This window comes from Leclercia adecarboxylata (genome assembly GCF_023639785.1).
Taxonomy (GTDB): Bacteria; Pseudomonadota; Gammaproteobacteria; order Enterobacterales; family Enterobacteriaceae; genus Enterobacter; species Enterobacter adecarboxylatus_D.
The window spans coordinates 4085186-4098451 of record NZ_CP098325.1 but is presented as its reverse complement, the minus strand read 5'-3'; the positions used below and the strand labels follow the sequence as shown (position 1 = coordinate 4098451).

Below are 13266 nucleotides of genomic sequence, written 5' to 3'. Positions count from 1 at the left end.
TCTTTAATAGTGCATTAAAATTTCACAGTCATTGTTAACAAAGTGAGCTTTTTTTAGTCCTGCAGTTCCAGCCCGGCCAGCCGTCGCCAGTAGCCGTTACACTCGCTGTTGGCGGTCAGCGGCAGCGGGGCCGCGCCGTTTTCATTGGCGCGGAAGGCGTCAATCATGGCAAAGGTTTCAGTGCCCAACGGCGACAGACGTACCATATCCACCAGCCCTTTCATTGAGGCCAGTTCATTGCCAAGGTTGTAAACGTAGCCGCTCATGGTCTGAATACCGTTCAGGACAAACACCTGCTGATTTTCCTGCGACAGCACGCTGCGCCCGTTCGGATATTTGATGCAGCAGGTTTCGCACTCGTCTTTCGGCAGATCTTCTGAGCGCGCGGTGAAGCAGCGGGCGGAGTAAGCCAGCGGCAGATGCCCGTAGCTGAGCACTTCTACCTCAAACTGATTGCGGATCCCCAGCTCGTCGCACTGCGCCAGGATGTTTACCAGCCAGTCGCGGGAAAGCTCCACCGGCATGCACCAGCGCGTCATGCCCTGTTTAAGCAGCAGGCGCAGGGTCACGGCGTTATAGCAGTTCAGGGCGTGTCCGGCGACAAACGGCAGTTTGCGCTCGGCGCACAGGTTCACTACGCCCAAATCGCTCGCTTCCAGCAGAAATTCGCCGTTGTCCACATAGCGCTTCAGCTCATTCAATTCGGATGAGGCCTGTACCAGCGCCAGGGTGGAGAGCACCACCTGCTTGCCGCTGTCGGCGAGGGTTTTCGCCATCTCCAGCCAGTCGCCTACTTTGGTGGCACGACGCTTGCTGCACACCGCCTCGCCGAGGTAAATCACATCGGCCTGGCTGGTTGCCGCCTGCTGATAGAAGTCTTCCAGCGTCTCTTTTGACCAGTAGTAGAGCACCGGTCCTAATGAATATTTCATGCGTTATCTCACTGCCATTTACGGTGATACGCACCCAGCGTAGTCTGCGTGCCTTCGGACATGGCGCCGAGGGTCTCCATCCACGCCGGTTGCGGGGCATAGGTCTGCGGATTGGCCATGCAGCGATCGATCGCCTGGCGCCACACTTTTGCCACCTGGCTGACGTACGCCGGGCTGCGCTGGCGGCCTTCGATTTTCACCGAGGCGATATTCGCGGCCAGCAGCTCCGGCAGCAGCTCGAGGGTGTTCAGACTGGTAGGCTCCTCCAGGGCATGATAACGCTCGCCATCCACCCGATAGCGGCCCTTGCACAGCGTTGGATAGCCAGCGTTCTCACCGTCCTGATAGCGGTCGATCAGCACCTCGTTCAGACGAGATTCCAGTCCCTGCGGCGTTTGCTGCCAGCGCACGTAGCGGGCAGGGGAACAGGCGCCCACCGTATTAGGGGATTCGCCGGTGAGATAAGACGAAAGATAGCAGCGCCCTTCAGCCATAATGCACAGGCTGCCAAAGGCAAAAACTTCCAGCGGAACTGGCGTGACCCGCGCGAGTTGCTTAACCTGATGAATAGAGAGCACGCGCGGCAGTACCACGCGCGACACGTCGAAATGGCGATGATAAAAGCGGATGGCCTCTTCGTTGGTGGCTGAGGCCTGTACGGAGACGTGACGCTCAATGTGCGAATAGCGTTCCGCGGCGTACTCCAGCATGGCGAGATCCGCCAGAATCAGGGCATCGGCACCTGACTGTGCCGCCATATCCACCGCGCGCTGCCAGCGTTGATAGCCGTCGGGGTGGGCAAAGGTATTGATAGCGATATGCAGCTTGCGGCGGTGCTGATGAACGACGCTCACCGCTTCCTGCAGCTTTTTCTCGGTAAAATTGAGACCAGCGAAGTGACGGGCATTGGTATCGTCTTTCAGCCCGATATAGACCGCATCGGCGCCGTTTTCGATGGCCGCCTTAAGCGCCGGCAAGTTTCCGGCAGGGCAGAGCAGCTCCATAATTTATCCTGACGTTCGCAGCCCCACGGGGATGCAAAATTGTTATCGAACAGGGATTTTAGTTAACCATCCGGCGACAATTTTTGATTTAAGGCAGCTAATGGCGTATTGATGACACCAATAATGGATTACGTCGGAAGTCAGTTTGTTGATTTACCCCGCTATACCGAAGACTGGATATGGCAAAATATCAGGACTATAGATATCAGGGAGTATTGCTCGTGCTGGATAAACTGCGTTCACGTCTCGTACAATTTGGCCCATCGCTGCTGAGCGTGCCGGTTAAGCTGGCGCCCTTTGCGCTGAAGCGCCAGGTGCTGGAGCAGATGCTACGCTGGCAATTCCGCCAAGCGCTGGCGGATGGCGAGCTGGAATTTCTGGAAGGGCGCTGGTTAAGTATCGAGGTGCGGGATATTGGTCTGCGCTGGTACACCTCCGTTGAAAATGATCGGCTGGTGGTGCGTGAATCCGCAGAGGCAGACGTCAGCTTTAGCGCTGATGCCAGCGACCTGCTGATGATCGCGGCACGCAAACAGGATCCCGACACGCTCTTCTTCCAGCGTCGTCTGGTGATTGAAGGCGATACCGAGTTAGGTCTGTATGTCAAAAACCTGATGGATGCGATTGAACTGGAACAGATGCCGAAGCCGCTGCGTGTGGCGCTGTTGCAACTGGCCGATTTTGTCGAGGCGGGTCAGAAAACCCCGCCGGAAAGTAACCCCACTTCTGTAGGTGAGCCATGTTGATTCGAGTAGAAATTGGGATCGATGCGCCGGGTATTGATGCCTTATTACGCCGGTCGTTCGAAGGTGGCGGTGAGGCGCAACTGGTTCGCGATCTGCGTGAAGACGGCCTGATTACGCTGGGCCTGGTCGCCACTGATGATGAAGGTCAGGTCATCGGCTATGTGGCCTTTAGCCCGGTTATCGTGCAGGGCGAAGAGCTGCAGTGGGTCGGCATGGCACCGCTGGCGGTGGATGAAAACTACCGTGGACAAGGGCTGGCGCGCCAGCTTGTTTACGAAGGGCTGGATTCACTCAATGAGTTTGGCTATGCCGCCGTGGTCACGCTGGGCGATCCGGAATTCTACAGCCGTTTAGGCTTCGAAAAAGCGGCCCATTACGATCTGCGTTGCCGCTGGCCGGGCACCGAGTCAGCATTCCAGGTCCACCGCCTGGCCGACGATGCGCTTAACGGCGTCAGCGGTCTTGTTGAATACCACGATCGCTTCAATAGCTTTTAACCGGCGTCTTTTGCAGGCTCTCGCGTAACGCCTCAAACGACCCGTCTCCGCTGACGAGGCGCTCTTTCTGGCGCTTCGTCAGCTGCTTTATGCGGTACTCCAGCCTCAGCGCCAGCGAGCGATCTCCAGCGATCGCGGAAAACGCCAGCGTCAGCTCGCCTTTCCCCCGTAACGCTTTCGCCCCTTTTCCCGTTTGATGTTGCAGGAAGCGGCGCGAAACATCGGTTGTTATGCCCGTATAGAGCGCATTATCAGCGGTTCGAACCAGATAGAGAAACCAGCACACGGCGACAGATTCAGTATGTTAAGGTGAACGCACCTTAGCATGAGAGAGAAGCGAAATGGAAACTCTTGCCGCCATCAACCGCTGGCTGGCGAAGCAGCACGTGGTCACCTGGTGTGTATATCATGACGGTGAACTGTGGTGCGCCAACGCCTTTTACTATTACGATCCGCAGCGCGTCGCGTTCTACGTGTTAAGCGAAGATAAAACCCGCCACGCGCAGATGACGGGCCGGCAGGCGAAAGTCGCGGGCACGGTCAACGGCCAGCCCAAAACCGTGGCGTTAATCCGCGGTCTGCAGTTCAAAGGGGAGATCCGTCGTCTGGAAGGGGAAGAAAGCGACGCAATGCGTAAGCACTACACGCGTCGCTTTCCTGTTGCCGCCGCAATGTCAGCCCCGGTATGGGAAATCCGCCTGGATGAACTGAAGTTCACTGACAACACGCTGGGCTTTGGTAAAAAACTTCACTGGCTACGCGCCGAGCAGGCGTAACGCCTCGCGGTTAAAGGCGGGCAGATCGTCCGGGGTCCGGCTGGTGACCAGCTGATCCTGATCGACAACCACTTCCTGATCGAAGAATTCGGCTCCGGCGTTTTTCAGATCGATAACGATCGGTTTCACGGCGGTAAGCTTACGTCCACGCACAACCTCAGCGCTGATCAGCAGCTGTGGCCCGTGGCAGATGGCAAACACCGGTTTCCCGCTGGAGACAAAATCGCGGGTAAAGGTAACGAAACGATCGTCGCCCCGCAGGGAGTCCGGCGAGTGGCCACCCGGCAGCAGCAGGGCGTCGAAGTCAGACGGACTCACCTCATCGATGGTTTTATCGATGGTAACGCTGGCTTCGCCCTTATGGCCTTTCACCGTTTTGCCCGCTTCCTTCTCAATAGTAATCACCTCGTGTCCTGCTTTGCGAAACGCCTCGGCAGGTGAGGTAAATTCTGAATCTTCAAACTCGTCGGTGATCAAGACCGCAATTTTCTTGCTCATGCTTCCTCCGTTGTTTTGGCTTCAGACAGCTTTTTCTCAGCTTGTGGTAAATACTTAACGTTCAGACCACTAAGTGTGGTAGAGCAACGTGAAATCGCATACGGACTAATCTGCAAAGGAGGAGTCATGAGTCAGGTTTTAATTACCGGCGCGACCGGTCTGGTGGGCGGACACCTGCTGCGTATGCTCATTCAGGCGCCCCAGGTCAATTACATCGCCGCCCCGACGCGTCGTCCGCTGGGAGATATCGAAGGGGTGTTTAATCCTCACGATCCGCAACTGACCGATGCCCTGGCGCAGGTCCAGGATCCGGTGGATACCGTCTTTTGCTGTCTGGGCACCACCCGGCGTGAGGCGGGCAGCAAAGAGGCCTTTATCCATGCCGACTACACCCTGGTCGTCGACACGGCGCTGACCGGTAAACGACTCGGGGCGAAGCATCTGCTGGTGGTGAGCGCCATGGGGGCCAACGCGCACTCGCCGTTTTTCTACAACAAGGTTAAAGGCAAAATGGAAGAGGCGCTGCTCGCCCAGAAGTGGGAGCGACTGACCCTTGTGCGACCGTCAATGCTGCTTGGCGAGCGGGAAAAGCATCGCTTTAGCGAGTCGCTTTTTGCGCCGCTGTTCAGCCTGTTACCCGGCAACTGGAAATCGATTGAGGCGCGGGATGTGGCAGAGGTGATGCTGCAGGAGGCGCTGAGCGCGTCACCGGCTGGGGTTAACATTATTCCGTCAGCGAAGATCAGGGAGATGGCAAAGGGAGAAAAATAACGGCCCCCTGCCGATGGCAGAGGGCGAGGGGAGATTACTTGATGTAGGTGAAGGCGGTGGTGACGTGTTTCACGCCGCTGACCCGGCTGGCGATATCCGCCGCCGCTTTGCCTTCACGTTCGGTTACCAGACCGAGCAGGAACACTTCGCTGTTCTCGGTGGTCACCTTCACGTTAGAGGATTTAACCTGATCGCTGCCCAGCAGCTGGGAGCGCACTTTGGTGGTGATCCAGGTGTCGTTTGACGCGGCGCCCAGGCCAATCGGCTGGCCCTGACGCACTTCGTTAAACACCTCGGCCGTGCCCTCTACGCCCATGGCAATTTGCTTCGCGCGGGAAGCAAGTTCCGTTGTCGGGGCCTGGCCTGCCAGCAGGACTTTGCCCTGGTAAGCCGTAACGTTAATGCGCGCTTCTTTCTTAATTTGCTGGTCTTTGGACAATGCGCTGTTCACGCGCAGTTCGAGGGTGCTGTCATCCACCTGCGTGCCCACGGTACGCGGGTCAGTCGCGGCCTTAGTGCTCACTGCGGCGGTACCCACTACCGCTGCAGCCACACATCCCTGAAGCAGCAGCGCAGAAATAAGGACTGCGAGGGGCGAAAGTGCCTTCATGTAAACTCCTTAATCATCCTGGTGAGGGAAAAGCGTGTTATCGATCAGATCGCATAAACAGTTCACCGTCAGCATGTGCATCTCCTGAATGCGCGCGCTGCGGTGGGAAGGAATACGGATCTCAACATCATGCGGACCTAACAGTCCCGCCAGTTCGCCGCCATCGTAGCCGGTCAACGCCACGATGGTCATATCGCGGGTTACCGCCGCTTCAACGGCTTTCACGATGTCGCGGCTGTTGCCGCGCGTGGAGATCGCCAGCAATACATCACCGGCATGCCCCAACGCACGCACCTGTTTGGCGTAGATCTCATCATGAAGACGATCGTTGGCAATCGCCGTTAAGACCACATTATCGGTATTGAGTGCAATGGCAGGTAAACTTGGACGCTCTGTCTCAAAACGATTGATCATACTGGCAGCAAAATGCTGTGCGTTGGCGGCTGAGGTGCCGTTGCCACAACAGAGGATTTTGTTGCCGTTAAGCAGAGACTGAACCAGCGTCATCGCCGCGCGGGAGATGGCGTCCGGCAGCGCTTCTGCTGCTGCAATCTGAGTCTGAATGCTTTCCGTGAAGCAAACCTTAATTCTTTCGAGCACGGTATCCCTTAACGATCTGATTTACGCGTCTTCGCCGAAGGCGTTTTTGAGCCATTCGATGGCGTTTCCGGTGAAGGCTACCACATCGAACCGGCAATCCACAGTGTCAAAGCTGCCATTATGCCGGGCAAGCCACAACTGGGCGGTGTGTAATAATTTATGTTGCTTGGCCCGGGTCACGCTGGCGGCGGCACCGCCGTAACGGGATGACTGGCGGTAACGCACCTCAATGAACACGATAGCCGGGCCATCCTGCATGATAAGGTCAATTTCGCCGCCGCGTCCGCGGACGTTGGCGGCGATAAAGCGCAGTCCTTTGCTCTCAAGCCAGCGACGCGCCTGCAATTCGCGCGCGTCGCCGGTCTGTTTGCGGGTTAACTGGCGGGAACGATCTGCCCCTGCTGGTATTTGAGCCATGATAACTTCCTGTTAATCACGCAGTCCTGAGTGGCGGTGAGATCGCCGGTGTTGCCGTTAAGGGTGAAACCCGGCACCTGGCGCATCTGGGTGAAGTGGTTCGCCAGCGCCCAGGCATCCACGCCCATGGCATACAGACGCGCCAGAGAGTAGTCGTTACGCACGCTGCTGAGCGCCTGCTGCATCAGCTCAGGATTCGCCCCGGCGAGCATCGGGATTTCACTGTACTGCAGCCCTTCCATTTCAAGGCGGAAGTCCGGGCCGGCGGTGCCCTGCGCGCTGCGGGAGCTGGCATACAGCGACACGCCCGCCTGGCTGCCGTTACGCATGGCGATCATCGGTTTGATAAAGGCGATCTCTTCCGGGGTGGCGACAATGTAGGCCGCATCCACGTTACCGCCGCCGCTGATCTGCGCATCCGTTGGCGGCGCCGGAATGGTCAGGCCGCCGATGGTCACGCCCTGCTGCTGAGGCAGGCTGGCCGTCACCGGGCTACCGCTGAGGGCAATACCCGCTCCGCCGTTAACGCCCGCGCGAAGTTCTGAGGTTGAGCCAAATTTCTGCTGCAGGACGATGCCGCCGCCCAGCTGTTGCCACTCCTGGGCAAAGGCGGTAGCAACGCGATCGCCCAGTTGGCTACGCGGGATCAGCAGCAGAGGAGCCTGCTTACCCTGCTCATGGATATGGCGCGCTGCGTCGCGGGCTTCGTCTTCCGGTGACAGGGCGAAGTAGCAGACGTTCGGGCGATTTTGCACCTGCTCCGGCTGGTTCAGCGCCAGCACGTTCAGCGAGGTGTTACTTCTCACCAGCTCTTCTACGTTGTTTTTCAGCAGCGGGCCGACCACGATGCTGGCGCCATCCTGCTGGACCTGATTCAGCACCTGATCGAGGGGCTGGTTGCTGGTGTCATACACTTTTATCTCAGCAGACGGGTTGGCCGCAGCCTGTGGCTGGGCGACGGTCTGCGTTGCTTCTGTTGTAGCCGGTGCCTGTACCGGCTCCTGCTCGCTGCTTTGCGGTGCGGCGACAGGCTGCGGAGTGGCTGGTGCCTGAACCGGGTTCTGCAGGGAGCCTTGCGGCGCGGCGACAGGCTGGGTGGTGGTCAGATCGTTGGTTTCGGCGGCAGACGGGCTCACCACATCACCGGCGTTAGCTGCCTGGGCGACCTGGGCGGGAACCGCGCTGCCTGCGACGGCGGCAGTGCCGTTTCTTGCGGCTTCAAAACCCTGCTGGATAGTGCGGCCAAAGACGGCGGCCTGGCCTCCTAACGGCAGCAGCAGCGCAATTTTGCTGGTGGAGGCAGGCCTGAAGTTCTGCACGTTTACCAGTTGCGTTGGCAGCATGGTGGCACCCGGGTTGTTCGGGTAGCGGGTCTGCCAGTCTTTGATCCCGGCTTTCAGCATGTCCGGATCGTTGCGGTTATCGAACCAGACGCGCTGCAGATCCAGCCAGCCCTGCAGGACATTTTCGTCAGCGTTGATCACCAGCGCATTGGCCTGATCGGGATTCATGGCGGAGAGGGTCTGCCAGGTGGCGTCGATATTTTTCTGCTTTTCCGCGGCAGAGAGCAGCGGCTCCTGGGCAATCAGCGCCCGCAGCAGCGTCAGGGAAGGGCGCCCCTGCTCAGCGGCGATACCGGCCTGCCAGAAACGCGCCTGCTGATTTTTATCCAGCGCGCTGAGGTCGATATTGCCAAGGATCTGCTTCGCGCCGGCAGCGTCTTTCTGGGCAATTTTTAGCTCGGCGGCCAGCAGCGTCCGCTCGCGGCGCTGAGTATCGTTCAGTTCCTGCGGCAGCTGGTTAAACAGATCGGCGGCGTGCTGGGTTTTACCTTCATTCAGCAGTGCACGAATGGCGAGTAATTGCCAGTTGATCCGGGTATCATCGGAGCTCTGCTCCATCTGGTGCAGATAGAAGCCGGAGTCAGCCTGCGCTGTACCCTCCATATGGGCAGCACTTTGATCGGGCGCCTGTGTGCCACAGCCTGCAAAGAACAGGGCTGCCAGCACCAGCGGAAGGCTGCGCGCGACTTTATTATGAAGAAACGTTAAGGGTACCATACTGTATCCAGTGATATTTTTTACGCAATGCTCAATATTAAATCGGCAATACGGATGAAACAATGAAACAACACGAAACGGCAGATAATTCTCAGGGTCAGCTTTATATTGTACCTACTCCTATCGGGAATTTATCTGATATTACCCAACGTGCGCTCACCGTATTGCAAAGCGTTGATCTTATTGCGGCTGAAGATACCCGCCACACCGGCCTGCTGCTGCAACATTTCGCCATTAACGCCCGTTTGTTTGCGCTGCACGATCATAACGAGCAGCAAAAGGCCGACTCACTGGTGGCGAAGCTGAAGGAGGGGCAGAACATCGCCCTGGTGTCCGATGCCGGAACGCCGCTGATTAACGACCCGGGCTATCACCTGGTGCGCACCTGCCGCGAGGCGGGCATTCGTGTGGTGCCGTTGCCGGGGCCATGCGCCGCCATTGCCGCCCTGAGCGCGGCGGGCCTGCCGTCAGACCGCTTCTGCTATGAAGGTTTCCTGCCCGCGAAATCCAAAGGCCGTCGCGATGTGCTTAAGGCGCTGGAAGCCGAGCCGCGCACGCTGATCTTCTACGAATCCACTCACCGTCTGCTGGAGAGCCTCGAAGATATGGTCGCTGTGTGGGGCGAGGGGCGTTACGTGGTGCTGGCCCGCGAGCTGACCAAAACCTGGGAGACCATCCACGGTCTGCCGGTGGGCGAACTGCTGGCGTGGGTGAAGGAGGATGAAAACCGCCGTAAGGGCGAGATGGTGCTGATTGTCGAAGGGCATAAAGCCGAAGAGGACGCCCTGCCCGCAGATGCCCTGCGTACCCTCGCGCTGCTGCAGGCCGAACTGCCGCTGAAAAAAGCGGCGGCGCTGGCGGCAGAGATCCACGGCGTGAAAAAGAACGCGCTGTATAAATACGCCCTGGAGCAGCAGGGGGAGTAAGCTTTTTGCCGGGGAGCGCAGCGCTGACCCGGTTGTCGTAGGCCCGATAAGCGTCGCGCCATCGGGCATTTTGACCGCACGCAGTTAAACCACAACGAGTTCAACTGACGTTTGTTTCAGGTTCTTGAGCTCTTTCTCACCGATCCCTTCGTCGGTAATCACACAGTCAATCTTCTCCATCGGCAGCACCTGGTTAAACCCGCGGCGGTTGAACTTGCTCGCGTCCAGCACCGCCACCACCTTATGCGCGGCCGCTGCCATTACGCTGCTGATCGAGTAGCCTTCGTTGAAGGTGGTGATGCCGTTGGTGGTGTCGATCCCGTCGGCCCCGACAAACATCAGGTCGGCGCTGATACCCGTGAGCGAGCGCTCGGCAATGGTGCCGTGCATGGAGTGGGTCTTGTGGCGCACCGTGCCGCCGCACACCACCAGGGTGATGTCTTTGTTGTCGGAGAGCGCAAAGGCGGCAGGCAGGCTGTTGGTGATCACCGTGATGTTGGCCTTTTTTGCCAGTGCTTCAGCGATCAGCATGGTGGTGCTGCCGCTGTCTAAAATCACCGTCATCCCCTCTTCGATCATGGCCACGGCGGCAAGGGCGATGCGTTTTTTCGGGTCGCTGGCGAGGCTGTAGCGATCCTCCAGCAGCACCTCCTGATTGTCGTTCTCCGCCAGATTACTGCCCGGCCTGGCGGCGCCACCGTGAAAGCGGGTCACCAGTCCTTTCTCTTCCAGCAGACGCAGATCGGCGCGGATGGTCACTTCGGAGATGCCAAAAGAATTCGAAAGGTCGAGCACCAATACGCTGCCGTTGGCATTCACCAGATCGACGATTTTGTTCCTTCGCTCAAATGAGTTCATTTTGTTTTGCCTGATAATTAACTTGCTCCAGTTTAATCGAAGGGATGCGAAAGGTGAACGCTAGCGTTCGAAAGTAAATGTGAGCCAGCTCCGGTTGCTGGCTCATGAGCTCAGTCCAGACGCAGCAGGATTTTGCCCTGCATCGGAGAACCATTCAGTGCCTGAATGGCGCTGGCAAAGCTCTCGCTGTTGCCGGTATGGGCGATCAGGGGCGCGAGCTGCAATTTTTTCTCGTTGAGAAGACGGGCGGCCGTCTCCCACTCTTCACCCGGCCATGGCGCGGAGTAGTTCATCCAGCTGCCCAAAAGGGTCAGCTCTTTACGCAGGATCCTGCCAAAGGTTGCGGAGGATAGCGTCAGATCGTGATGCAGGGTGCCCACCAGCGCCACCTGGGCGCGGGGCCCGGCGATATCGATAGACAGCGCCACGGTTTGCGGCGTGCCGGCCGTCTCCAGCACCAGCTGATCGAAACGCGTGGCGTGAAGGGCGGCCATCATTTCCTCCGCGCTCAGGCTTTTGCTGTTGAAAACCTGAGTCGCCCCCAGGGATGTCGCCAGCGCCAGTTTGTCATCATTGATATCAATGGCGGTGACGCTTGCCGCACCCAGGGCCAGCGCGCACTGCATCGCCAGCAGGCCGATGGTGCCTGCCCCGATAATAACGACGTTTTTACCCCGGCAGCCCCGGGCCAGATGGAACGCATGCAGCCCCACGGTGATGGGCTCGATAAAGGCGCCGTCCTCAATGGCCATCTCTGCGGGCAGGCGGAACAGGTTGGCGCGCTTCACCACGATGTACTCCGCATTGCCCCCTTCGCTGCGCGAGCCGACAAACTGATACTGTTTACAGAGCGAGAAGTAGCCTTTTTCGCATTCCGGGCAGGTAAAGCAGGGCAGCAGCGGGACGCAGGCCACCGCATCGCCAGGCTGCAAATCGTTGATGCCAGAACCGCAGGCTTCGACATAGCCGCTAAATTCATGGCCCAGCGTAATGGGGTAATAGTGCGCCCCTTTGGCGAAAATACGTGGGATGTCCGAGCCGCATAATCCCGAGCAGACAACGCGCACCAGCACATCATCCGCCGCCTTAATGTGTGGGACCGGGCGCTCTTCAACGCATACGCGTCCCTCAGCATGAATAACCACTGATTTCATGATTCACTCCAGAAAAAAGAGGGGAGCCACGCTCCCCGGATATTAAGAAGCCGTCTGGCTCTGCAGTGCCCTTGCTTTTTCGGCTGCCGTAAAGGCCCGGGCACGACGCCAGGTGAGCAGCACGCCGCTGGCGTAGAGGGTGCCAATCACCACGAATCCCACCAGGTTTTGCCAGGTGAAGAGCTGGATCAGCAGCCAGGTGACGGGCGAGCCGCCCTGGTCCATGGAGGCCACCATGCCGCCCGCTTTCAGCGCCCCGGCATTCTGAGCAAGCTGCGTATGCAGGCCGATGGTCTGGGTGGCGATCCACAGGGTGATGCCCATGATGATGACCCCGGAGATCAGGGTGCGGAACAGGTTGCCCTGATGCACCGCCACGGCCATGGCGACGAAGAAACCGATGGTCGCGAGGTCGCCGAACGGCAGGACCTGGTTACCCGGCACCAGCACTGCAATCAGGATGGTCAGTGGGATAAAGATCAGGCTTGCGGAGACCACCGAGGTATGACCCAGCAGCAGCGCCGGATCGAGGCCAATCAGGAACTCCTGGCCGCCAAACTTCGCCTGCAGACGTTTACGGGCATGTTTGGCTATCGGGGTCAGGCCATCCATGATGGGCTTGATGACGCGCGGCATCAGCAGCATCACGGCGGCGGTTTTCACCGCCAGCTGCAGGACGTTTTTCGCGTCGTAACCCGCCAGCAGACCGATGACCAGCCCCATCACGAAACCGACGGTAACCGGCTCGCCAAAGGGACCAAAGCGCTTTTGCACGTCGTCGGCGCTGAAGTGGATGTTCCTCAGCCCCGGTATCTTCTCGATAAGGGTATCGACCAGCACCGCGACAGGGCCAAGGTAAGCAGAGGAGCCGTGCGGGATAGCAATCCCTTCGAGGCCGAAGAAGTCCCGCGTGTCCTTCGCAAACCAGTCGCCCAGCTTGTAGACAAAGGCCGCATGAACCACCACGCCGAGAATGCCGAGCCAGTAAGAGCCGGTTGCCAGGTGCAGCATCGCCCCGGTAAAGGTCATGTGCCAGATATTCCAGATATCGACGTTCACCACGCGGGTCATACGGGTGACCAGCATCAGCACGTTAACGCCAATCGCCACCGGGATCGCCACCAGCGCAATCTGCGAGGCCCAGGTCATGGGGGATGAGCCCGGCCAGCCGACGTCCACCACGTGTAGGTTTATCTGGAACTGCTCCGCCATCGCTTTGGCCGCCGGGCCGATGGAGTCGAGCATCAGGCCGATAACCAGCCCGATCCCGACAAAGCCAATCCCGATATGCAGGCCGGATTTAAAGCAGTCGCCCAGCTTCATCCCCAGCAGCTTCGAGAAGATGATGATGACGATGGGCAGCATTACCGTCGGCCCCAGATCGAGGATATACCGCATGATTTCGGTAAACATGATC

At 58.6% G+C, this 13266-nt stretch carries 16 protein-coding genes; 5 read left to right on the top strand and 11 right to left on the bottom strand.

What is annotated here, in order from left to right; all coding sequences use genetic code 11:
- Nucleotides 1-53 precede the first annotated feature (53 nt).
- Complete coding sequence (locus NB069_RS19315; RefSeq protein WP_250586209.1) at nt 54-932, bottom strand: U32 family peptidase; 879 nt, start codon at nt 930-932, stop codon at nt 54-56.
- An 8-nt stretch (nt 933-940) separates the two neighbouring features.
- On the bottom strand, nt 941-1936 hold the full coding sequence (gene ubiU / locus NB069_RS19310) for a ubiquinone anaerobic biosynthesis protein UbiU (protein WP_250586208.1): 996 nt from the start codon (nt 1934-1936) through the stop codon (nt 941-943).
- A gap of 221 nt (nt 1937-2157) precedes the next feature.
- On the opposite strand from ubiU, the gene ubiT reads away from it, so the two are divergent.
- Both ubiT and NB069_RS19300 read left to right on the top strand, forming a co-directional pair.
- On the top strand, nt 2158-2682 hold the full coding sequence (gene ubiT / locus NB069_RS19305) for a ubiquinone anaerobic biosynthesis accessory factor UbiT (RefSeq protein ID WP_250586206.1): 525 nt from the start codon (nt 2158-2160) through the stop codon (nt 2680-2682).
- A complete protein-coding gene (locus NB069_RS19300) occupies nt 2676-3179 on the top strand; it encodes a GNAT family N-acetyltransferase (RefSeq protein WP_250586204.1) in 504 nt (167 codons plus the stop codon). Before ubiT ends, NB069_RS19300 begins: the two co-directional genes overlap by 7 nt.
- On the opposite strand, the gene NB069_RS19295 is transcribed toward NB069_RS19300, so the two are convergent.
- Nucleotides 3166-3465: a GIY-YIG nuclease family protein gene (locus NB069_RS19295; protein WP_250586202.1), complete on the bottom strand. Its 300-nt coding sequence runs from the start codon at nt 3463-3465 to the stop codon at nt 3166-3168. The genes NB069_RS19300 and NB069_RS19295 overlap by 14 nt on opposite strands.
- Nucleotides 3466-3520: 55 nt before the next feature.
- Between NB069_RS19295 and NB069_RS19290 the strand changes: the two genes are divergently transcribed.
- Nucleotides 3521-3955, top strand: coding sequence for a YhbP family protein (locus NB069_RS19290; RefSeq protein ID WP_250586200.1), 435 nt, complete (start codon nt 3521-3523; stop codon nt 3953-3955).
- Here NB069_RS19290 and NB069_RS19285 read toward each other — a convergent pair.
- Nucleotides 3935-4453 carry a type 1 glutamine amidotransferase domain-containing protein gene (locus tag NB069_RS19285; RefSeq protein ID WP_250586198.1) on the bottom strand — a complete coding sequence of 173 codons (519 nt, stop codon included), beginning with the start codon at nt 4451-4453 and terminating at the stop codon, nt 3935-3937. The genes NB069_RS19290 and NB069_RS19285 overlap by 21 nt on opposite strands.
- 126 nt (nt 4454-4579) lie before the next feature.
- Between NB069_RS19285 and NB069_RS19280 the strand changes: the two genes are divergently transcribed.
- The gene (locus NB069_RS19280) at nt 4580-5224 is read left to right on the top strand and encodes an NAD(P)H-binding protein (protein ID WP_250586196.1); all 645 of its coding nucleotides are present in this window, start codon (nt 4580-4582) and stop codon (nt 5222-5224) included.
- A gap of 34 nt (nt 5225-5258) precedes the next feature.
- Here NB069_RS19280 and dolP read toward each other — a convergent pair whose 3' ends face one another.
- The 4 genes from dolP to NB069_RS19260 are packed head-to-tail and all read right to left on the bottom strand — an operon-like array spanning nt 5259 to nt 8911.
- Nucleotides 5259-5834 (bottom strand): division/outer membrane stress-associated lipid-binding lipoprotein, encoded by a 576-nt coding sequence (gene dolP / locus NB069_RS19275; protein WP_250586194.1) that lies wholly within the window; start codon nt 5832-5834, stop codon nt 5259-5261.
- 9 nt (nt 5835-5843) lie between these two features.
- Nucleotides 5844-6434, bottom strand: coding sequence for a DnaA initiator-associating protein DiaA (gene diaA, locus NB069_RS19270; RefSeq protein ID WP_032614385.1), 591 nt, complete (start codon nt 6432-6434; stop codon nt 5844-5846).
- Between the two features lie 21 nt (nt 6435-6455).
- On the bottom strand, nt 6456-6851 hold the full coding sequence (locus tag NB069_RS19265) for a YraN family protein (protein ID WP_250586192.1): 396 nt from the start codon (nt 6849-6851) through the stop codon (nt 6456-6458).
- Entirely contained in the window at nt 6809-8911 is a 2103-nt protein-coding gene (locus NB069_RS19260; protein WP_250586190.1) for a penicillin-binding protein activator, read from the bottom strand. Before NB069_RS19260 ends, NB069_RS19265 begins: the two co-directional genes overlap by 43 nt.
- Nucleotides 8912-8973: 62 nt before the next feature.
- Here NB069_RS19260 and rsmI point away from each other — a divergent pair, with 62 nt between their 5' ends.
- Nucleotides 8974-9837 (top strand): 16S rRNA (cytidine(1402)-2'-O)-methyltransferase, encoded by an 864-nt coding sequence (rsmI, locus tag NB069_RS19255; RefSeq protein ID WP_250586188.1) that lies wholly within the window; start codon nt 8974-8976, stop codon nt 9835-9837.
- Nucleotides 9838-9921: 84 nt separating this feature from the next.
- On the opposite strand, the gene NB069_RS19250 is transcribed toward rsmI, so the two are convergent.
- From NB069_RS19250 to NB069_RS19240, 3 genes are all read right to left on the bottom strand, one after another.
- Complete coding sequence (locus NB069_RS19250) at nt 9922-10695, bottom strand: DeoR/GlpR family DNA-binding transcription regulator (RefSeq protein ID WP_250586186.1); 774 nt, start codon at nt 10693-10695, stop codon at nt 9922-9924.
- A gap of 110 nt (nt 10696-10805) precedes the next feature.
- Nucleotides 10806-11849, bottom strand: a complete 1044-nt coding sequence (gatD, locus tag NB069_RS19245; RefSeq protein WP_250586184.1) for a galactitol-1-phosphate 5-dehydrogenase — start codon at nt 11847-11849, stop codon at nt 10806-10808.
- A gap of 42 nt (nt 11850-11891) precedes the next feature.
- A complete protein-coding gene (locus tag NB069_RS19240) occupies nt 11892-13262 on the bottom strand; it encodes a galactitol-specific PTS transporter subunit IIC (protein ID WP_250586182.1) in 1371 nt (456 codons plus the stop codon).
- Between the last annotated feature and the right edge of the window lie 4 nt (nt 13263-13266).